Below are 18,795 nucleotides of genomic sequence, written 5' to 3' on the forward strand. Positions count from 1 at the left end.
GATGAAGACATTACACGGTCTCTCGCCGATCGCCCAAATCCGTTTCGGGCCCCCATCCGGAGCCCTTGATCGACGCCCCGCCGATCCCTTGATCGAGAGCCCCCGGGACCGCCCGTCGGCCGCCTGAGCAGCGCCTCGGTCTCCCCGTCGGGCACCACTGTCACGGTCGTACACACCCGCCCCACACGTCCCCGGAGCCACACCGGTACGACTATTCCGCTCCTCCTCGAACCGGGCCGAACACGCCCCTAGGCTCGACTCACTCTGCGTGATCTTGTCCCCATTCCCTGGAGCGCGATGCCCGACAGCCAGCCGTGGCAGCCGGACGACCATGCCGCCGACGCGGCCGGTGCGGCCGGCAGCCCGGACACCGCCGCCCCGGCCGGCCTGGTGCTCTGCGGCGCCCGTCTCACCGACGGCCGTGTCGTGGACGTACGGCTCGGCGGCGGCCGCATCGAGGCCGTCGGCACGGCGGGCAGTCTGGCCGCACCCGGTCCGCGGCTGGACCTGCGCGGCTATCTGCTGCTCCCCGCCCCCGCCGAACCCCACGCCCACAGCGACACCGCGCTCACCGCCGACGACGCGGGCCCCGGCGTCCCGGGCCCGGCGTCGCACCGCCCGGAGGACATCCGGCGCCGCGCCACCGAGGCCGCCCTGCTCCAGCTCGGCCACGGAGCCACGGCGCTGCGCTCGCACGTGCGGATCGGGGACGTCCAGGGCCTCGCCCCGCTCGAAGCCGTACTGCAGGCGCGCCGCTCGCTGCGCGGACTGGCCGACCTGACCCCGGTCGCGGTTCCCCGGCTGCTCACCGGCGTCGCGGGCGCGGGCAACCTGGCCATGCTGCGCGAGGCGGTGAAGATGGGGGCCGGTGCGGTCGGCGGCTGCCCGGACCTCGATCCGGACCCGGCGGGGTACGCGGAGGCCGTGCTGGAGGTCGCCGCGGAGCAGGGCTGCCCCGTCGACCTGCACACGGACAGCGACGACCCGGCCCGGCTCGGCCGGCTGGCCGCCATGGCCGGAGGGCTGCGGACCGGCGTCTCGCTCGGCCCGTGCGCCGGCCTCTCCCGGCTTCCCCCGCAGGCCGCGGCCCGCGCCGCCGACCAGCTGGCCGCGGCCGGGGTGACGGTGATCTGCCTCCCCCAGGGCGGCTGCTGCGGCGTGGAGGGCCGGGGCACCGCACCCGTACGGCTGCTGCGGTCGGCCGGGGTGCGGGTCGCGGCGGGCAGCGGGGCGCTGCGTGACCTCGCGAACCCCGTGGGCCGCGGTGATCCGCTGGAGGCCGCCTACCTGCTGGCCTCGCAGCACGGGCTGCCGGCCGCGGAGGCTTACGAGGCGGTGTCCTCGGCCGCCAGGACGGCGATGGGGCTGCCCGGGGTCAGGGTCGAGGCGGGCTTCCCGGCCGAGCTGCTCGCGGTGCGCGGGGAGCAGCTGCCGGGGGTGCTCTCGCTCGCCTGCAGCCGGGTCGTGGTGCATCGCGGCCGGGTGGTGGCGCGGACGAGCGCGGTGCGCGAGTACTGCGACTCCGAGACCGTCGTCGCCCTCGGTCTGCCGCGCCAGGGGAGAACGGATTCCGGTTCCTGCGGCGGGCCCTGAGCGCGGCGGCCCGCCGCGGCGTACGGTCGTGACCATGCGCATTGTCATCGCAGGTGGACATGGTCAGATCGCGCTGCGGTTGGAGCGGCTGCTCACCGCGCGCGGGCACGAGGCCGTCGGCGTCATCCGCAACCCGGACCAGGGCAAGGACCTCCGGGACGCGGGTGCCGAGCCGGTGGTCCTGGATCTCGAATCCTCCTCCGCGCAGGAGGTGGCCGAGGTGCTGCGCGGCGCCGACGCGGTGGTCTTCGCGGCCGGCGCGGGCCCCGACAGCGGCGCGGAACGCAAGGAGACGGTGGACCGCGGGGCGGCGGTGCTGCTCGCCGACGCCGCCGAACTGGCGGGCGTACGGCGCTACGTCGTGGTCTCGTCGATGGGCGCCGACCCCGACCACCCGGGCGACGAGGTCTTCGACGCGTATCTGCGGGCCAAGGGGGCGGCGGACGCGTATGTGCGCTCCAGGACCGGGCTCGACTGGACGATCCTGCGCCCCGGCATGCTGACGAACGACGCGGGCACGGGGACGGTCCTGCTGACCGCGTCGACCGGCCGCGGTCCGGTGCCGCGCGACGACGTGGCGGCGGCGCTGCTGGAGCTGCTGGAGACCCCGGCGACGGCGGGGCTGACGCTGGAGCTCATCTCGGGGAACGTGCCGGTGGCGGTCGCGGTGAAGGACATCGCGGGGAACTGACCGCCGTACGGCCGTCGAGAGCCGTACGCGGGTGCCGCGGGTCCCGGCGGTCAGTCGCGCGGTGCCGGGCGGACGGAGACGCCGTTGCGCTCCAGCAGCGCGGCGGTGACGCCGTCGCCGTCGCGTAGCTCGCCGGTGAACGTACCGTCATAGACCGTTCCGCGCCCGCAGGAAGGGCTGCGCGCCATCAGCAGCGCCTCGGTGCATCCGGCCCGGCGCGCGGCCGCCAGAGCCCGTTCTGCGCCGTCCACGAACTCGTCGGTCACGTCGTGCCCGGTGTCGTCGACGACCCGGGCCCGGCCGTCCAGCACGTCGTGGCCGTCACCGCCGACGATCTCGGCGGGGCGGCGCGGGGTGGGCAGTCCGGCGGAGACCTCGGGGCAGAAGGCCACGGGGCGGCGGTCGCCGATGGCCGCGGTCACAGCGCCGGAGGCCTTGCCACGGCCGTCGAAGCGGCAGGGCACGCCCTGCAGGCAGGCACTGACCAGTACGGATTCCACGTCCACGGCCCCTCGCAGCAGAAAACAAAGAAGGCCCCTGTCCTGAGACAGGGGCCTTACCATGTGGCGGCGCCAGGGTTCGAACCTGGGTAGGCTGAGCCGGCAGATTTACAGTCTGCTCCCTTTGGCCACTCGGGCACACCGCCAGGGATTGCTGCCTTCGAGAACCGCTTTTCGGCGGCGCTCCGTGGCAACGACGTAAACGATACCCGATGCCCGGGGGTGCTTCGCCACCGGATTGATCAGCGGCCCGATCGGGTGCGGGTGGCTAGGCTTTGATCGGCGTCGCGGGGCCGTCAGGCCCGTTGCCGCCCTTATGCACCGCGTTCCCGAACCCCCGATACAAGGAGCCACACGTCATGGCCGACTCCAGTTTCGACATCGTCTCGAAGGTCGAGCGGCAGGAGGTCGACAACGCCCTCAACCAGGCCGCCAAGGAAATCTCGCAGCGTTACGACTTCAAGGGCACCGGCGCCTCGATCTCCTGGTCCGGCGAGAAGATCCTCATGGAGGCGAACGGCGAGGAGCGGGTCAAGGCGATCCTCGACATCTTCCAGTCCAAGCTGATCAAGCGGGGCATCTCGCTGAAGTCGCTGGACGCTGGCGAGCCGCAGCTGTCCGGCAAGGAGTACAAGATCTTCGCCACGATCGAGGAGGGCATCTCCCAGGAGAACGCCAAGAAGGTGGCGAAGATCATTCGCGACGAGGGCCCGAAGGGCGTCAAGGCGCAGGTCCAGGGCGATGAGCTGCGGGTCAGCTCGAAGAGCCGGGACGACCTGCAGGCCGTACAGGCGCTGCTGAAGGGCCAGGACTTCGACTTCGCCGTGCAGTTCGTGAACTACCGGTAGGTCCCGCCCTTCGCCGGAGTGCGGAGCGGGACACACCGCTCCGCACCCGGGGTGCGATGTCCGAAAACCGCCGGTCATGGCGGAGCGGGGCACGCAGACTTGTCCATGTCGGGCGGCGATCCGGTCGGGCCCCGGCATGAAGTGCAGGAAAGGGACGAGTCATGACCATGTACGCAACGGTCGACAGCCCGCTGGGTGAACTGCTGCTGGTCGGCGAGGAGACCACCGGCGGGGTGGCGCTCGCCTCGCTCTCGCTGCCCGGCCAGAAGGGCGCCGCGGTCGTCCAGGACGGATGGGTCCGCGCACCGGAGGCGCTCGCGGGTGTCGCCGCTCAGCTGCGGGAGTACTTCGCGGGCCGGCTGACCCGCTTCGACATCGAGTGCACGGACGGCGTGGGCACCGACTTCCAGCGCCGGGTGTGGTCCGCCCTGGACGCCGTCCCCTACGGGGAGACCGTGTCGTACGGGCAGATCGCCGAGCGCGTCGGCAGCCCGGGGGCGGGCGTACGGGCCGTGGGTACGGCGATCGGGCGCAATCCGCTGCTGGTCGTGCGGCCGTGCCATCGGGTGATCGGCTCGGACGGGGCACTGCGGGGTTACGCGGGCGGCCTGGAGCGCAAGGAGCGGCTGCTGCGGCTGGAAGGCGCCTCGGCGGTGCGCTGAGATGACCGGACTCTTCCCGAGGCCTCGCGCCGTCGTCGCGCCGGGGGCCGTGCATGTGCCCGAGTGGCTGTCGCCGGAGCGGCAGCGGGAGTTGGTGGCGGCCTGCCGGGAGTGGGCGCGCGGGCCGGTGCCGCTGCGGCACACGGTCCTGCCGGGCGGCGGGGTGATGTCCGTACAGACGGTCTGTGTGGGGTGGCACTGGCAGCCGTACCGGTATTCGCGTACGGCCGACGACGTGAACGGGGCGCGGGTGGCCGAGTTCCCCGACTGGCTGGCCGAATTGGGCCGCGAGGCGCTGGTGGCGGCGTACGGGGACGAGAGCCCGGTAGGGACGTACGCGCCGGACACCGCGCTCGTCAACTTCTACGACGGGGCGGCGCGCATGGGCATGCACCAGGACAAGGAGGAGCGGTCCGGTGCTCCGGTGGTGTCGCTCAGCATCGGCGACACCTGTGTCTTCCGCTTCGGTAACACGGAGAACCGTGGAAGGCCCTACACGGATGTGGAGTTGGCCTCCGGCGATCTGTTCGTCTTCGGCGGGCCGTCGCGGTTCGCTTTCCACGGCGTGCCGAAGGTCTGCCCCGGTACCGCCGATCCCGCGACGGGGATGAGCCGTGGCCGGCTCAATCTGACCCTGCGCGAGACCGGGCTGGGCACCTTCGGGGCGGACGGGCGTCAGTGGCGTTCGCGGGAGTTCCCGAACAGCAGCCGGTAGGCGATCAGCAGGACCAGTGAACCGCCGATGGCGGCGACCCAAGTGGCCATGTCGAAGAAGTCGTTGGATATGGGGCGGTCGAGGAAGCGCGACGATATCCAGCCACCGAGAAAGGCGCCGACGATCCCGATGAGGGTGGTGCCGACCAGGCCGCCCGGGTCGCGGCCCGGCAGCAGGACCTTGGCGATGACTCCGGCCACCAGCCCGAGAATGATCCATCCGATAATGCTCATGCGTGCGAACCTACCCGTCACTCGTTCCTGGAATCCAAGACGCCCGCGCCGGTCGGGCGGTTGCCTGCGGGGCCTGTGAACGGGCTGTGCGTCCGGACCTGCGGGCAGGCTTTCGAGCGGCGCGGGCGGACTTGCGGGCGGACTTGCGCAGGGCCGCGAGCAACTGCCCGGTGCCGTTCCTGCGTTCATGGTTGTTGACGGCACTGGCGGTGGGGCGGGGCCGAAGGGGGACGGGCCGATCGCCTGCGCCCCCGGTCACTCCATGGGCCCGCTCCGGTTACTCCTGTCCGTGACCAGGGCTGATACTGACCATGCAGGGCGATGACGGGAAACCCCGGAAGGCGAGTGACCATGAAGCTCATACAGCTGATCCTGAACATCCTGTGGGTGGTGTTCTGCGGATTCTGGATGGCCCTCGGCTACCTCCTCGCCGCGATCATCTGCTTCGTGCTGATCGTGACGATTCCGTTCGGCATCGCTTCCCTCAGAATCGCCGGTTACGTGCTGTGGCCGTTCGGGCGCACGACCGTGGAGCGGCCCGACGCGGGGGCGCCCTCCTGCGCCGGCAACGTGATCTGGCTCGTCTTCGCCGGGTGGTGGCTGGCGCTGGGGCACCTGATCACCAGCATCCCGCTGTTCGTGTCGATCATCGGGATCCCCTTCGGCTGGGCGAACCTGAAGATGATCCCGATCTCGCTCATGCCGCTGGGCCGCGAGATCGTCCCGAGCGACGAGGCCTTCGGAGCCCGCTGAGAGCTGAGTGGCAGCGGGCCGAGGGCCAGAGAGCCGGAGGCCTCAGGAGCGGAGGCCTCCGGATGCCTCAGGAGCGGGGGCCGGCCATCTGCTCCAGCCGGGCGATGCGCTCCGCCATCGGCGGATGCGTGGAGAACAGCTTGGACATGCCCTGGCCGGGGCGGAACGGATTCGCGATCATCATGTGGCTCGCGGTCTCGATCCTCGGCTCCGGTGGCAGCGGCAGCTGTTTCGTTCCTGCGTCGAGCTTGCGCAGGGCACTGGCCAGGGCCAGCGGGTCGCCGGTCAGCTGGGCGCCGGAGGCGTCCGCCTCGTACTCACGGGAGCGGCTGACGGCCAGCTGGATGACGGAGGCCGCGATCGGGCCGAGGATCATGATCATCAGCATCCCGAAGATGCCCGGTCCGTCGTCGTCGTTGGACCGGCCCACCGGGATCAGCCAGGCGAAGTTGACCAGGAACATGACGACGGAGGCGAGCGCTCCGGCGACGGACGAGATCAGGATGTCCCGGTTGTAGACATGGCTCAGCTCGTGTCCCAGGACGCCGCGCAGCTCCCGCTCGTCCAGGATCTGCAGGATGCCCTCCGTGCAGCAGACCGCGGCGTTGCGCGGATTGCGTCCGGTGGCGAAGGCGTTGGGGGCCTGCGTCGGGGAGATGTAGAGCCGTGGCATGGGCTGGCGGGCGGCGGTGGAGAGCTCGCGGACCATGCGGTAGAGCTGTGGCGCCTCGAATTCGCTGACGGGGCGGGCCCGCATGGCCCGGAGCGCCAGTTTGTCGCTGTTCCAGTACGCGTAGGCGTTGGTGCCGACGGCCACGAGTAGCGCGACGATCAGACCCGTACGTCCGAAGAAGCTTCCGATGACGATGATGAGTGCGGACAGTCCCCCGAGGAGTACGGCGGTTCTCAGCCCGTTGTGCCGGCGGTGCACGGTACGCCCTCCAAGTGGTGCGGCAGGGGAACCCTTTGCTTGGTGGTCTCCACTCCCCCAGTGGAGCCTCCCGTACCGGTCAACGCCAGGCGAGAGGAGCTAGTTCCCTTGTGCGCACCGCCGCAGGGCCGGGCCTGTCCGGCGCTTGGGGCCGGATCAGGCTCTGGGCCGTACGGGTCAGTGGCTGTACGTGTGCCGGCCGGCCCCGGCTCGGCTCAGCGCTGGGCGGGGAGCCCGGCGACTTCGAGGGCTGCGGGGTCCGGCTTGATCTCGCTGGTGCAGTGGGCGCAGCGGGAGGCGATGGCCGGGATCTCGGTGTAGCAGCGGGGGCAGTCGCGCATGGCGGCCTTGATGTCGAGCTTCTCCGCCTTGGTGAAGCGGGCCTGGACCTTCGCCATGGGCACGACGACGCAGAAGTAGAGAACGGCGGCGGTGATCAGGAAGGCGATGGCGGCCGCGAGGAACTTCCCGTACGGGAAGATGGTGCCCTCGACCGAGAACTCCGCCGAGCTGAAGTCACCGACGGAACCGGTGGCGAGGCCGATCAGCGGGGTGATGAAGGCCGTGCTGAATCCGGTGACGACCGCGGTGAACGCCGCTCCGACAGCCAGTCCGATGGCCATGGAGATGACGTTTCCGCGCAGGATGAAGTCCTTGAACCCGTTCAGCACTGCTCTTGCTCCTCTGGAATTGCCTACGTGTGGGGGGCGTGCGGGCAAGACCTTGCCCTGTACGGGCCGTTCCGGGCAAACCGATCTTCGGTATGTCAGAAGAGATTGACGGCGGCGAACCGGAGGACCGTCTGCGGGGCGCCCGAGAGCACCACGCCCGCCACGGCCGTGAGCGCGATCGCGGCGGTGAGGGATGCCGGGACTCGGTGCCTGGTGGGAGCGGGTGCGGCCGTCTCCGGCCGGGTCTCGTCGCGCGGCTGTGCCGGGGCTTCTCCCGGGGCCGCTGCCGTGGACTCCGCGGGGGCGCGGAAGAGTGTCGCGGTCCACTGGAGGTAGTAGTAGAGCGCGATCACCACGTTGACGGCCATGACGACGGCGAGCCAGCCGAGTCCGGCGTCGACGGCCGCGGAGAAGACCGTGACCTTGGCGAAGAGGCCGATGATGCCGGGCGGCAGGCCGGCCAGGCAGAGCAGGAAGAAGGCCATCGCCAGGGCGGCGAGGGGGCGGGTGGCGTACAGGCCGCGGTAGTCGGTGAGCCGGTTGCCGGGGCTGGTACGGGCGACCAGGGCGGCGACCGCGAAGGCCCCGAGGTTCACGACGGCGTACATGAGGGCGTACGCGACGGTGGAGCCGATGTGCTCGTCGCTGGAGTACGCGGCGGCGGCGATCGGCACCAGGAGGTAGCCGGCCTGGCCGACGGACGACCAGGCGAGCAGCCGTACGGCGCTGCGGGCCCGGCCGGCGTTCTGGCGCAGCGCGGCGACGTTGCCGATCGTCATGGTGAGCGCGGCGAGGACGGCGAGGGCCGGTCCCCAGACGTCGGCGTACGCCGGGAACGCGATCACGGTGACGAGGATGAGACCGGAGAAGCCGACCGCCTTGCCGACGACCGAGAGGTAGGCGGCGATCGGCAGGGGGGCGCCGACGTAGGTGTCGGGGACCCAGAAGTGGAAGGGCGCGGCGGCGGTCTTGAACGCGAAGCCGACCAGGGTGAGGACGACACCCGCCTTGGCGAGGGTGTCCAGCTGACCGGGTACGTCGTCGAGCCGGGAGGCGATCTCGGTGAGGTGCAGGGTGCCGGTGGTCGCGTACACGAAGCTGACGCCGAGCAGCATGACGGCGGTCGCGACGACGGAGGAGAGGAAGAACTTCAGCGCCGCCTCGGAGGACCGCCGGTCGCCGCGCTTGATGCCGACGAGGGCGAACGCGGGCAGTGAGGCGACTTCGAGGGCGACGACGAGGGTGGCGAGGTCGCGGGCGGCGGGCAGGAGTGCGGCGCCGGAGGCGGACGACAGCAGCAGGAACCAGAACTCGCCGGCGGGGAGTCTGCGGGTGTCGCCGAACGAGAGCAGGGCGGTGAGCAGGGCGCCGACGAGCACGAGGGCCTGGATGACCAGGGCGAAGTGGTCTGCGGTGTAGCTGCAGGCACCGGCGCCGCCGGATCCGGTGGCCGCCTCGTTGAGGCAGAAGGTGGAGCGGTCGCCGGCGCGCAGTGGGACGAGGAGGGCCAGGGCGGCGACCAGCCCGACGATGGTCAGCGTGCCGAGGAGCGGCTTGCGGTGCTCGGGCAGGAAGAGGTCGGTGACCAGGACGATCAGGGCCATGGCCGCGACGACGACCGGGGGTGCGATCGCGAGCCAGTCGACGGACTGGATGAGGCTGGTGGTGTTCTCGGCCGCGGTGGTGACGAGTTCCGGGGTGACGACGCCCCGGGTGACGACGGCTGGGGTCACGACTTGCCTCCTGCGAGGAGCTTCTGCACGGCCGGGTCGGTGAGGCCGAGAAGGGCGGCGGGCCACAGACCGGCGAGGACGGTGAGCGCGACGAGCGGGGTCCAGGCGGCGAACTCGTACGTCTGGACATCGGCGAGCTGCGGCTCTTCGCGCTTCTCGCCCATGCAGACCCGGCGTACCACCATGAGCATGTACGCGGCGGTGAGCAGGGTGCCGAACGCGGCGATCGACATGAAGGTGAGGAAGGCCGGGCGGCTGAGGCCGTCGGCGGGGTCGAAGGAGCCGAACAGGGCGAGCATCTCGCCCCAGAATCCGGCGAGCCCCGGCAGTCCCAGGGAGGCGACGGCGGCGAAGGCGAGCAGGCCGCCGAGGCGGGGGGCCCGGCCGTAGAGCGCGGCTCCGGTGGCTCCGGAGAGGGTGTCGAGGTCGGCGGTGCCGTACCGGTCCTTGACCGCGCCGACCAGGAAGAACAGCAGGCCGGTGATGAGGCCGTGGGCGATGTTGGCGAAGAGCGCGCCGTTGACTCCGGTGGGCGTCATGCTCGCGATGCCGAGGAGCACGAAGCCCATGTGGCCGACGGAGGAGTACGCGATCAGGCGCTTGAGGTCGCCCTTGGATCCGGGGCGGACCAGCGCCAGGCAGGCCAGCGATCCGTAGATGATGCCGACGACCGCGAAGGCGGCGAGGTACGGCGCGAAGGTGTGCATCCCGTCGGGGGTGATGGGGAGCAGGATGCGGACGAATCCGTACGTGCCCATCTTCAGCAGGACGCCCGCGAGCAGGACCGAGCCGACGGTCGGGGCCGCGGTGTGGGCGTCCGGCAGCCAGCTGTGCAGCGGCCACATCGGGGTCTTCACGGCGAGCCCGATGCCGATCGCGAGAACTGCGATGACCTGCACGGACGAGGTGAGCCCACGGCCGTTGTCAGTGGCGAGTGCCACCATGTCGAAGGTGCCGCTCTTCAGTCCGATGAGGAGCAGGCCCAGCAGCATGACGACCGAGCCGAGCAGCGTGTAGAGGATGAACTTCCAGGCGGCGGCCTGCTTCTTCGCACCGCCCCAGCGGGCGATGAGGAAGTACATCGGGATGAGCACCATCTCGAACGCCAGGAAGAACAGCAGCAGATCAAGGACGGCGAAGGTCGCGAGGGTGCCGGACTCCAGGACGAGCAGGAGTGCGACGAAGGCCTTCGGGGAGGGGCCTTCGGGCATTTTGAAGAAGCTGTAGAGCGCGCAGAGGAAGGTCAGCAGCGCGGTCAGTACGAGAAGGGGGAGCGAGATGCCGTCGATGCCGAGATGGATGCGGACGTCGAGCGCCGGGATCCAGCTGATGTCGGTGGTGGCCTGCATCTTCGACGGGTGGTCGTGGTCGAAGCCCGCGGCGAGCACGATCGCGGCGACGAGGATCGCGCCGGTGACGGTCACGCCGTGGCGGAGCACGGCCTGGTCGGGGTCCTTTCCCTTCAGCCCGGGCGGGGCCGGCAGAAGGGCGGCGACGGCACCGACGAGCGGGATGACGACGATGAACGCGAGAAGGACCTGCATCACGGATTCACTGATATCGATCACGGCTCACGACCCGGCGTTGACGTTGGCAAAGACGACGGCGGCGATCGCCAGGACCAGCGAACCGGCGAGCAGTGCGCTGAGGTAGGTCTGCACGTTGCCGGTCTGCGCACGGCGGACGGCGGCGCCGAGTCCGCGTGCGACGGCTCCGGAGCCGCGTACGTAGGTGTCGACGACCTCGCGGTCCAGGAAGCGGACGAGGCTCGCCGCGGCCTGGACGGGGCGGACGAACAGTGCCGTGTACAGGGCGTCGAGGTGGAAGCCCGCGGCGGCCGGGCGGTGCAGCGGGCCGAGCAGCAGGCGGCCGGGGTCGGCCGGGTCGGGGGCGTCCCCGGCGGTTCCGTAGGCGGCGGTGTGTGCCGTCATGGCCTGGGCCTCGACGAGGGCGGGTTCGGCGTCGGGGTGCGCGACGACGGTGCCGACGGGGGTGCGGGCGGCGAGCGCCGAGGTGTGGCGCCAGGCGCCGTAGGTGACGAGGCCGCCGACCAGGCCGGCACCCGTGGAGAGGACGGCGGTGGTCACGGACGGGGTGAGGGCGTGTCCGTCGAACCAGTCGGTGATCGTGCCGACGGTCAGCCCGAAGGCGATGGTCGGGACGGCGAGCACCCAGAGGACGGCGGTCATCGCGACGGGCTGCCTGCCGTGGTCCGGGGCCTCGGCACCGCGGCCCCGGAAGGCGAGGAGCCAGAGGCGGGTGGCGTAGGCGGCGGTGAGGACGGCGGCGAGCAGTCCGGCGACGAGCACGGTCCAGCCGGCGGCGGCCGGGGCGACGTGCCGGTCCCCGAGCGCGGTGTGCTCGGCGGCTACGAGGACGGCTTCCTTGGAGAAGAAGCCGGCGAACGGAGGGATGGCGGCGAGCGCGAGCAGGGCGACGGTCATCGTCCAGTAGGCGTCCGGGACGCGCTTCGTCAGCCCGCCCATGCGGGACATGGCGGCCAGTGAGTTGGTCCCGGCGGCGTGGATGACGACGCCGGCCGCGAGGAAGAGGACGGCCTTGAACGCGCCGTGGGACAGGAGGTGGAAGACGGCGGCCCCGCGATCGCCGACGGCCAGGGCGCCGGCCATGTAGCCGAGCTGACCGATCGTCGAGTAGGCGAGGACCCGCTTGATGTCGTCCTGGGCGAGGGCGGCGAGTCCCGAGCCGATCATCGTGATCGCGGCCATCACGGCGAGTACGACGAGGGCGGCGCCGGACTCGGCGAAGACGGGGAGGAGCCGGGCCACGAAGTAGATGCCGGCGGCGACCATCGTCGCGGCGTGGATGAGCGCGGAGACGGGGGTGGGGCCGGCCATCGCGTCGGGCAGCCAGGTGTGCAGGGGGAACTGCGCCGACTTGCCGGCGACGCCCGCGAGGAGCAGCAGCGCGATCAGCGTGGGGTGGTCCAGGCCGCCGTTGGCGACGGCGCCCAGGATGCCGGTGATGCGGAAGGTGCCGGTGTCGGCGGCGAGCGCGAACAGGCCGATCAGGAAGGGGACGTCGCCGAGCTTGGTGACCAGGAAGGCCTTGAGGGAGGCGGCGCGGGCTTCGGGCGTCTCCCAGTAGTGGCCGACGAGGAAGTACGAGCAGATGCCCATGATCTCCCAGCCGACCAGCAGCACCATCAGGTCGCCGGAGTAGACGACGAGCAGCATCGCGGAGGTGAAGAGGGAGACGAGGGCGGCGTACGAGGGGTAGCGGGGGTCGTCGCGCAGATAGGCGGTCGAGTAGATCTGCACACAGGTGGCGACGAGTCCGACCAGCACGGCGACGAGGACGGCGAAGCCGTCGAGGTGCAGGGCGAGGTCGATCGGGACCGAGCCGGTGGGGGTGAGCTGGGTCGCGGCGTCGATGGCCCGGCCGCCGCCCTGGCGGGCCGCGACGACGGCCGCGATGACGGCCGCGGCGAGGGTGGGCAGTACGGCGAGGGGCCGTACGAAGCCGGGGGCGGTGCGTCCGAGCAGGAGGCCGGCCGCGGCGCCCAGGAACGGGAGGAGGGGGACGAGGACGGCGAGGGTCGTGGTGGTCACGCGGTGGCCTCTGCCTTCTTTGCCTTCCCTGCCGCAGCAGTGGCCTGGTCTTCGGTGCCTGTGCCGGACTCGTCGTCCGGGAGGGCTTCGGCGGCGTCGGTCTCGGCGGTGTCGCGGAGCCGGTCGATGTCCGAGCTGCCGCGGTTGCGGTACACGGCGAGAACGATCGCCAGACCGATGCCGATCTCGGCCGCCGCGATGGCGATGGTGAAGAGGGTGAGGGCCTGGCCGGAGTGCAGGGCGTCACGGAGCCAGACGTCGAAGGCGACCAGATTGAGGTTGACGGCGTTGAGCATCAGCTCGACGGACATCAGGACCAGGATCGCGTTGCGGCGGGCGAGTACTCCGTACAGCCCGGTGCAGAAGAGGAGGGCGGCGAGCACGGCGGGATAGGCGAGGTGCATCAGCTCTGCTCCTTACCGCGCTTGCGGGACAGGACGATCGCGCCGACGAGGGCGGCGAGCAGCAGGACGGAGAGTGCTTCGAAGGGCAGCACCCAGTGCCGGAAGAGGAAGGAGCCGGTCGCCTCGGTCGAGCCCTGGGCCGGTCCGTCCAGGTCGATCCAGGTGGTGCGGAAGGCGTCGACGACGACCCAGACGAGCGCGCCGGCGGCGGCGACGGCCACGCCGAGGGCCGCCCAGCGGTTGCCCGAGTCGGCGTCCGGGGAGCGGCCGATGGGGGCTCTGGTGAGCATCAGCCCGAAGAGGAGGAGCACGACCACGGAACCGACGTAGATCAGTACCTGCACCCAGGCGATGAACTCCGCGGTGAGCAGGAGGTACTCGACGGCGAGACCGCCGAGCGCCACGACCAGCCAGAGGGCGGCGTGCACCAGCTGCTTGGTCGTGACGGTGACGAGGGCCGCGCCGAGGGTGGCGATGCCGACGAGGAGGAAGGCGATCTCGACGCCGGTCGGGGAGAGGAAGCCGGAGGGGGCCGGGTGCGCGGCGAGAGCGGCGTGCGCCGCGGTGGCTGCGAGTGTCACTCCTCCCCCTCTGCTTTCTGCTGGGCCTGGTCGGCCTGTTGCGCTTCCTGGTTCTGCTGGGCTTCCTGGGCGCGCTGGGCTTCGAGTTTCTCCGCCGTCTTGCGGGCGGCGGCGATCTCCTTCGGCTCCTCGGCGCCCAGGTCGAGCGCGGGCGGTTCCGGCACCGTCCACATCCATTCGCGGAGCTTGTCGCGCTCATGGGTGAGTTCGAGGATGTCCGTCTCCGCGTACTCGAACTCCGGCGACCAGAAGAGCGCGTCGAAGGGGCACACCTCGATGCAGATACCGCAGTACATGCAGAGCGAGAAGTCGATCGCGAAGCGGTCGAGGACGTTGCGGCTGCGTTCGCGGCCGCCCGGGGTCGCGGCGGGCACCGTCTCCTTGTGGGAGTCGATGTAGATGCACCAGTCCGGGCACTCGCGGGCGCAGAGCATGCAGACCGTGCAGTTCTCCTCGAACAGCGCGATGACGCCGCGGGAGCGGGGCGGGAGTTCGGGCTGGACGTCCGGGTACTGCGCGGTGACCGTCTTCCTCGTCATCGTCCGCAGGGTGACGGCCAGGCCCTTGGCGAGGCCGGAGCCGGGGATGCGGGGCCGGGGGGGCGGGGGCGGCACGGCCATCAGCTGATCGCCACCTTCACGATTCCGGTGAGCGCGATCTGCGCGAGAGCGAGCGGGATGAGCGTGGTCCAGGCGAGCTTCTGCAACTGGTCCTCGCGGAGCCGGGGGTAGGACACCCGTAGCCAGATGACGACGAAGGCGAGTACGGCGGTCTTGAGCAGCGTCCAGACCCAGCCGAGTCCGTCGGCGCCGAACGGGCCGTGCCAGCCGCCGAGGAAGAGGACGGTGGTCAGTCCGCACAGCACGACGATGCCCGCGTACTCGGCGAGCAGGAAGAGCGCGAAGCGCAGGCCGGTGTACTCGGTGTACGCGCCGAAGATGATCTCGGAGTCGGCGACCGGCATGTCGAACGGCGGGCGTTGCAGCTCGGCGAGACCGGCCACGAAGAAGACCAGTGCGCCGACGATCTGCCAGGGCAGCCACCACCACTCGAAGGCGTCGAGGATGCCCGGGAGGGAGACGGTGCCGGCCGCCATCGCGACGGAGGCGGCGGCGAGCAGCATCGGCAGCTCGTACGCGAGCAGCTGGGCGGCGGTGCGCAGGCCCCCGAGGAGGGAGAACTTGTTGGCCGAGGCCCAGCCGGCCATGAGCGAGCCGAGCACTCCGACGCCCATCACGGCGAGCACGAAGAAGATGCCCGCGTCGACGACCTGTCCGACCGCGCCCTCGCTGGGGCCGATCGGGATGGCGACGAGCACGAGGAGGTACGGGAGCAGCGCGACGGCCGGCGCGAGCTGGAAGATACGGCGGTCGGCCTCGGCCGGGACGATGTCTTCCTTCTGCGCGAACTTCACGCCGTCCGCGACGAGCTGGGCCCAGCCGTGGAAGCCGCCCGCGTACATGGGGCCGAGGCGGCCCTGCATGTGGGCCATCACCTTGTGCTCGGTCTGTCCCACGACGAGGGGGAGGACCATGAACACGGCGAAGACGATGACCAGGCGGAGGGCGACGTCGAGTACGTCGTTCACGCGGTATCGCCTCCGGCGGGGTGGTTGTTGGGTGCGGGGGTTTCCGGGGTCTCCGGGGTCTCCGGGGTCTCCGGGGTCTCCGGGGATTCTGCGGTTTCCGGAGTCTTCGAGGGGGCGGGCTCGGGCTCGGGGGTGGTGCCTGTATCGGGGGTGGTGTCGGTTTCGGTGTCGGGGGTGGGGGTGCCGCTGCGCGGGGCCTCTCCCCTACCCGCCCCTTCCCGAACCGGGGGCTCCGCCCCCGGACCCCCGCTCCTCAAACGCCGGAGAGGCTGGGAGGTACCCGGGACGGGCTCGGAGGAATCCGTGAGGGGCTCGGAGGTACCCGTGAGGGGCTGGGAGGTATCCGTGAGGGGCTCGGAGGAATCCGCGTCGAAAGCCGGGCGGGCGTGGTGCCACGGGGCGTCGCTCGTCGCGGCCTCGGGGCTCGACTGCTCGGCCCCGGCCCCGGCCCCGGCGCCGGGCTGGGGCCCTGGCCGGGTTCCTGTCCCGGGACCGGGCTCGGTTCGTTCCCCGGCCCTTGGTCCGGTTGCGGTCCTGGCCCCCGGCTGGGTCCCGGCCGCGGCCCCGGACTCGGTCCCCGGCGCGGTCCGCGACTCGGTACCGGCCCCAGGCCCTGCTCCGGTAACGGCCCCGGTCTCCGTACCCGGCTCCGCCTCAGCCCGCGCCCGCTGCTGGCTCGCCGAGCCCTCGCTCGCGCTGCGGGTACGACGCGGGGTCGAGGAGCGGGGAGCCGTGGGCCCGGGCGTCGCAGGGCCGGGGTGCGATCTCGGGCCTACGCCCGTACCCGAACTGACGCCCGCGCCGGTACCAGTGCCCGCACCCGAGCTGACCCCCGCGCCGGCATCCGTACCCGTACCCGCGCCCGCAGCAGTCGCCGCCGTTCGCTGGGCGGCCGATCCCTCGCTCGCGCTGCGGGTACGGCGTGCCGGGCGGTCGCCCGCTGCTCGTGGGGTGCGGGTCGGACGGGACGGGGCGGGTGGGAGCTGGCCCTTCAGGGGGCCCCATTCGTTCGGGTCGGGGACGCCGGGCGGCAGCATCGTGCGTCGCTTCGGGCCGCCGTGTTCCGACTCGCCCGGCTCCTTCGCGCCGGGCCATGCCTTCGCGACGCGTGCCGCCAGCACGAAGTCCTTGCGCAGCGGGTGGCCCTCGAAGCCCTCGGGGAGCAGCAGCGGCACCAGGTGCGGGTGACCCTCGAAGCCGATGCCGAACATCTCGTGCGTCTCGCGCTCGTGCCAGGCGGCACCCGCGTAGACGTCGATGGCGGTCGGGAGGACCGCCGCCTCGTGCGGAACCGTCGTACGGACCAGGAGCCGGCGGACCCGGCCCTCGGCCAGGGCCGCGACATGGGCGCAGACCCGGAAGCCGGTGCCGGGTTCGTCGACCGCGCTCAGCCAGTCGAAATACGTGCAGCCCAGCCGGTCGCGGGCCGTTTCGAGGGCTGCGATCCAGGAGGCGGCCGGTACGTCGACGGTCAGCAGGTCGTACGCGTACTCCGCCGTCGCGTCATCGCCGAAGAGCTCGGCGGCGGCGTCCGGCAGGCGGTCGTAGGCCTCGGGGGCCTCGTCGGGGGTCGGAGGGGTGGTCATGCGTCGCCCTTTCCCGGGGCCGGCGGGGCGGCCACCAGGCTGCTGCGGAGTGCGGTGGTGGAGGGGCGGGCGCCGCCCGTCGCGTACCGCTCACCCAGTGACTCGCGGGCGATCTTCTCCTGGAGCTTGAGGATGCCCTGGAGGAGCGCCTCCGGCCGGGGCGGGCAGCCGGGTACGTAGACGTCGACCGGGATGATCTGGTCGACGCCCTTGGTCACGGAGTACGAGTCCCAGTACGGGCCGCCGCAGTTGGAGCAGGCGCCGAAGGAGATGACGTACTTGGGCTCGGGCATCTGCTCGTAGAGCCGCTTCACGGCCGGGGCCATCTTGTCGGTCACCGTGCCGGAAACGATCATGAGGTCGGCCTGGCGCGGGCCGGGCGCGAACGGGATCACGCCGAGCCGGATGAAGTCGTGCCGGGCCATGGAGGCGGCGATGAATTCGATGGCGCAGCAGGCGAGCCCGAAGTTGAAGACCCAGAGGCTGTAGCGGCGGCCCCAGTTCAGGACCACCTTCATCGGCTCCGGCGCCAGGCGCGACAGGACGCCGAGCCGCTTGGGCTCCGGCAGGAAGGTCGGCACGGGCTGGGATTCGGAACCCTCGTCGGCCTGTGGGCTGGTCACGTCCATTCGAGGACGCCCTTCTTCCATGCGTAGAGCAGTCCTACGGCCAGGAAACCGAGGAAGATGAACATTTCGACGAGCGTGGTCGCCCCGTATCCGGGTGCGGCGAATACCGTCGCCCACGGAAACAGGAAGATCGAGTCGACGGCGAAGATCACGTACAGGAAGGCATAGACGTAATAGCGGACCTGCGTATGAGCCCATCCTTCACCCACCGGGTCCACGCCGCACTCGTACGTCAGGAGTTTCTCCGGCGTCGGGACCACGGGGCGCAGCAGCCGGCCGGCCCCGAAGGCGACGGCGACGAACAGCACGCCGATCACGGCGAGCAGTCCGACCACTGAATAGGCGTGGAAGTAGTCCGCCGCGAGAACGGTCGATTCCGGCAGCTCCGTCACGTCCGCCCCTCGCTCCCTCGAATCCGTCCGGTGATCCGTACGCACGGGAGTCTAGGCCCTGTTAAAGAGAGGGTAAGCAGCCGCGTCGGACCAGGGGTGGGGTTATCCCTACTTCACCTCACCCACGGACCCCATGGCGTGCGCCGGTCCGGCCCGGCAGGCTGGGCATATGACCATGAGCCCCACGGTGCCGGACAACGACCGGCCACCACCCGCCAGACTCATCCCCGACCCGTGGACCTGGAAGGAGATCGGCCATCTTCTGGCCAATCTCCCGCTGACCATCGTCTGGTTCGTTTACACGGTGTTCATGATCGGCGTCGGTGTGGCACTCGCGGTCACGGTGATCGGTCTGCCGCTGCTCGCCGTCGGACTGCACGGGGCGCGGCTGATCGGCAAGGCCGAGCGGGGCCGGGCGCGGGCGATGCTCGGGGTGCCGGTCGACGAGCCGAGCCCGATGGAGCTGTCCCGCCGGGACAAGGGGTTCTTCGCCTGGCTCTGGTCGAGCCTCAAGGATCCGGTGGGCTGGCGGGCGGTGCTGTACTCCTTCGTCCGGCTGCCCTGGGGTGTACTCACCTTCGCGGTGACGCTCGTGAGCTTCCTCGTGCTGTGGCCGCTGCTGCCCCACATCACTCGGCTCCTCAGCAACGGGGACCGGGCGATGGTGCGCGCGCTGCTCTCGCCCTCCGACGAACTGGAGCGCCGGATCGCCG

The 18,795-nt window shown here is 71.2% G+C and carries 21 protein-coding genes and 1 tRNA gene; 7 read left to right on the forward strand and 15 right to left on the reverse strand.

The window, feature by feature from the left end; all coding sequences use genetic code 11:
- Positions 1-297 precede the first annotated feature (297 nt).
- Together EES42_RS05825 and EES42_RS05830 are read left to right on the forward strand one after the other, a co-directional pair.
- Positions 298-1,593 (forward strand): amidohydrolase family protein, encoded by a 1,296-nt coding sequence (locus EES42_RS05825; protein WP_124716961.1) that lies wholly within the window; start codon positions 298-300, stop codon positions 1,591-1,593.
- A 34-nt stretch (positions 1,594-1,627) separates the two neighbouring features.
- A complete protein-coding gene (locus EES42_RS05830) occupies positions 1,628-2,284 on the forward strand; it encodes an SDR family oxidoreductase (RefSeq protein ID WP_124716962.1) in 657 nt (218 codons plus the stop codon).
- 50 nt (positions 2,285-2,334) lie between these two features.
- Here EES42_RS05830 and EES42_RS05835 read toward each other — a convergent pair whose 3' ends face one another.
- Positions 2,335-2,784: a 2-thiouracil desulfurase family protein gene (locus EES42_RS05835; RefSeq protein WP_241196247.1), complete on the reverse strand. Its 450-nt coding sequence runs from the start codon at positions 2,782-2,784 to the stop codon at positions 2,335-2,337.
- 64 nt (positions 2,785-2,848) lie between these two features.
- Positions 2,849-2,930: transfer RNA gene (locus EES42_RS05840), tRNA-Tyr, on the reverse strand.
- A gap of 213 nt (positions 2,931-3,143) precedes the next feature.
- On the opposite strand from EES42_RS05840, the gene EES42_RS05845 reads away from it, so the two are divergent.
- From EES42_RS05845 to EES42_RS05855, 3 genes are all read left to right on the forward strand, one after another.
- Positions 3,144-3,632, forward strand: coding sequence for a YajQ family cyclic di-GMP-binding protein (locus EES42_RS05845; protein ID WP_030926258.1), 489 nt, complete (start codon positions 3,144-3,146; stop codon positions 3,630-3,632).
- Between the two features lie 161 nt (positions 3,633-3,793).
- A complete protein-coding gene (locus EES42_RS05850; RefSeq protein ID WP_124716964.1) occupies positions 3,794-4,294 on the forward strand; it encodes a methylated-DNA--[protein]-cysteine S-methyltransferase in 501 nt (166 codons plus the stop codon).
- 1 nt (position 4,295) lies between these two features.
- A complete protein-coding gene (locus EES42_RS05855) occupies positions 4,296-5,009 on the forward strand; it encodes an alpha-ketoglutarate-dependent dioxygenase AlkB family protein (RefSeq protein ID WP_124716965.1) in 714 nt (237 codons plus the stop codon).
- On the opposite strand, the gene EES42_RS05860 is transcribed toward EES42_RS05855, so the two are convergent.
- On the reverse strand, positions 4,970-5,242 hold the full coding sequence (locus EES42_RS05860) for a GlsB/YeaQ/YmgE family stress response membrane protein (protein ID WP_124716966.1): 273 nt from the start codon (positions 5,240-5,242) through the stop codon (positions 4,970-4,972). The genes EES42_RS05855 and EES42_RS05860 overlap by 40 nt on opposite strands.
- 351 nt (positions 5,243-5,593) lie before the next feature.
- Between EES42_RS05860 and EES42_RS05865 the strand changes: the two genes are divergently transcribed.
- Positions 5,594-5,995: a YccF domain-containing protein gene (locus EES42_RS05865; RefSeq protein ID WP_124716967.1), complete on the forward strand. Its 402-nt coding sequence runs from the start codon at positions 5,594-5,596 to the stop codon at positions 5,993-5,995.
- 67 nt (positions 5,996-6,062) lie between these two features.
- On the opposite strand, the gene htpX is transcribed toward EES42_RS05865, so the two are convergent.
- The 12 genes from htpX to EES42_RS05925 form a co-directional block, all read right to left on the reverse strand.
- The gene (gene htpX / locus EES42_RS05870; protein ID WP_124716968.1) at positions 6,063-6,926 is read right to left on the reverse strand and encodes a zinc metalloprotease HtpX; all 864 of its coding nucleotides are present in this window, start codon (positions 6,924-6,926) and stop codon (positions 6,063-6,065) included.
- Between the two features lie 215 nt (positions 6,927-7,141).
- Positions 7,142-7,597, reverse strand: coding sequence for a large conductance mechanosensitive channel protein MscL (locus tag EES42_RS05875; RefSeq protein WP_124716969.1), 456 nt, complete (start codon positions 7,595-7,597; stop codon positions 7,142-7,144).
- Between the two features lie 95 nt (positions 7,598-7,692).
- Positions 7,693-9,252, reverse strand: a complete 1,560-nt coding sequence (locus EES42_RS05880) for an NADH-quinone oxidoreductase subunit N (RefSeq protein ID WP_241196292.1) — start codon at positions 9,250-9,252, stop codon at positions 7,693-7,695.
- A 74-nt stretch (positions 9,253-9,326) separates the two neighbouring features.
- Positions 9,327-10,898 (reverse strand): complex I subunit 4 family protein, encoded by a 1,572-nt coding sequence (locus EES42_RS05885; RefSeq protein ID WP_124716971.1) that lies wholly within the window; start codon positions 10,896-10,898, stop codon positions 9,327-9,329.
- Between the two features lie 3 nt (positions 10,899-10,901).
- On the reverse strand, positions 10,902-12,902 hold the full coding sequence (locus tag EES42_RS05890; protein ID WP_124716972.1) for an NADH-quinone oxidoreductase subunit 5 family protein: 2,001 nt from the start codon (positions 12,900-12,902) through the stop codon (positions 10,902-10,904).
- On the reverse strand, positions 12,899-13,306 hold the full coding sequence (gene nuoK / locus EES42_RS05895; protein ID WP_124716973.1) for an NADH-quinone oxidoreductase subunit NuoK: 408 nt from the start codon (positions 13,304-13,306) through the stop codon (positions 12,899-12,901). The genes EES42_RS05890 and nuoK overlap by 4 nt, the downstream gene beginning before the upstream one ends.
- Positions 13,306-13,887: an NADH-quinone oxidoreductase subunit J family protein gene (locus EES42_RS05900; protein WP_124716974.1), complete on the reverse strand. Its 582-nt coding sequence runs from the start codon at positions 13,885-13,887 to the stop codon at positions 13,306-13,308. Before EES42_RS05900 ends, nuoK begins: the two co-directional genes overlap by 1 nt.
- On the reverse strand, positions 13,884-14,507 hold the full coding sequence (locus tag EES42_RS05905; protein ID WP_124716975.1) for a NuoI/complex I 23 kDa subunit family protein: 624 nt from the start codon (positions 14,505-14,507) through the stop codon (positions 13,884-13,886). Before EES42_RS05905 ends, EES42_RS05900 begins: the two co-directional genes overlap by 4 nt.
- Positions 14,507-15,475 (reverse strand): complex I subunit 1/NuoH family protein, encoded by a 969-nt coding sequence (locus EES42_RS05910; protein WP_124716976.1) that lies wholly within the window; start codon positions 15,473-15,475, stop codon positions 14,507-14,509. The genes EES42_RS05905 and EES42_RS05910 overlap by 1 nt, the downstream gene beginning before the upstream one ends.
- Positions 15,472-17,061, reverse strand: a complete 1,590-nt coding sequence (locus EES42_RS05915; protein ID WP_124716977.1) for an NADH-quinone oxidoreductase subunit C — start codon at positions 17,059-17,061, stop codon at positions 15,472-15,474. The genes EES42_RS05910 and EES42_RS05915 overlap by 4 nt, the downstream gene beginning before the upstream one ends.
- Complete coding sequence (locus EES42_RS05920; protein ID WP_124716978.1) at positions 17,058-17,690, reverse strand: NADH-quinone oxidoreductase subunit B; 633 nt, start codon at positions 17,688-17,690, stop codon at positions 17,058-17,060. Before EES42_RS05920 ends, EES42_RS05915 begins: the two co-directional genes overlap by 4 nt.
- On the reverse strand, positions 17,681-18,082 hold the full coding sequence (locus tag EES42_RS05925; RefSeq protein ID WP_124716979.1) for an NADH-quinone oxidoreductase subunit A: 402 nt from the start codon (positions 18,080-18,082) through the stop codon (positions 17,681-17,683). Before EES42_RS05925 ends, EES42_RS05920 begins: the two co-directional genes overlap by 10 nt.
- A 169-nt stretch (positions 18,083-18,251) precedes the next feature.
- Here EES42_RS05925 and EES42_RS05930 point away from each other — a divergent pair.
- On the forward strand, positions 18,252-18,795 hold a 544-nt coding region (locus tag EES42_RS05930; protein WP_206433374.1), incomplete at its 3' end, for a sensor domain-containing protein.

Origin of the sequence: Streptomyces sp. ADI95-17 (genome assembly GCF_003846175.1) — a bacterium.
GTDB lineage: Bacteria > Actinomycetota > Actinomycetes > Streptomycetales > Streptomycetaceae > Streptomyces > Streptomyces sanglieri.

Bases quoted from the DNA above. Each gene is read 5' to 3' on its own strand.
- EES42_RS05825 (WP_124716961.1), top strand. From the start codon at position 298: ATGCCCGACAGCCAGCCGTGGCAGCCGGACGACCATGCCGCCGACGCG.
- EES42_RS05830 (WP_124716962.1), top strand. From the start codon at position 1,628: ATGCGCATTGTCATCGCAGGTGGACATGGTCAGATCGCGCTGCGGTTG.
- EES42_RS05845 (WP_030926258.1), top strand. From the start codon at position 3,144: ATGGCCGACTCCAGTTTCGACATCGTCTCGAAGGTCGAGCGGCAGGAG.
- EES42_RS05850 (WP_124716964.1), top strand. From the start codon at position 3,794: ATGACCATGTACGCAACGGTCGACAGCCCGCTGGGTGAACTGCTGCTG.
- EES42_RS05855 (WP_124716965.1), top strand. From the start codon at position 4,296: ATGACCGGACTCTTCCCGAGGCCTCGCGCCGTCGTCGCGCCGGGGGCC.
- EES42_RS05860 (WP_124716966.1), bottom strand. From the start codon at position 5,242: ATGAGCATTATCGGATGGATCATTCTCGGGCTGGTGGCCGGAGTCATC.
- EES42_RS05865 (WP_124716967.1), top strand. From the start codon at position 5,594: ATGAAGCTCATACAGCTGATCCTGAACATCCTGTGGGTGGTGTTCTGC.
- nuoK (WP_124716973.1), bottom strand. From the start codon at position 13,306: ATGCACCTCGCCTATCCCGCCGTGCTCGCCGCCCTCCTCTTCTGCACC.
- EES42_RS05905 (WP_124716975.1), bottom strand. From the start codon at position 14,507: ATGGCCGTGCCGCCCCCGCCCCCCCGGCCCCGCATCCCCGGCTCCGGC.
- EES42_RS05915 (WP_124716977.1), bottom strand. From the start codon at position 17,061: ATGACCACCCCTCCGACCCCCGACGAGGCCCCCGAGGCCTACGACCGC.
- EES42_RS05920 (WP_124716978.1), bottom strand. From the start codon at position 17,690: ATGGACGTGACCAGCCCACAGGCCGACGAGGGTTCCGAATCCCAGCCC.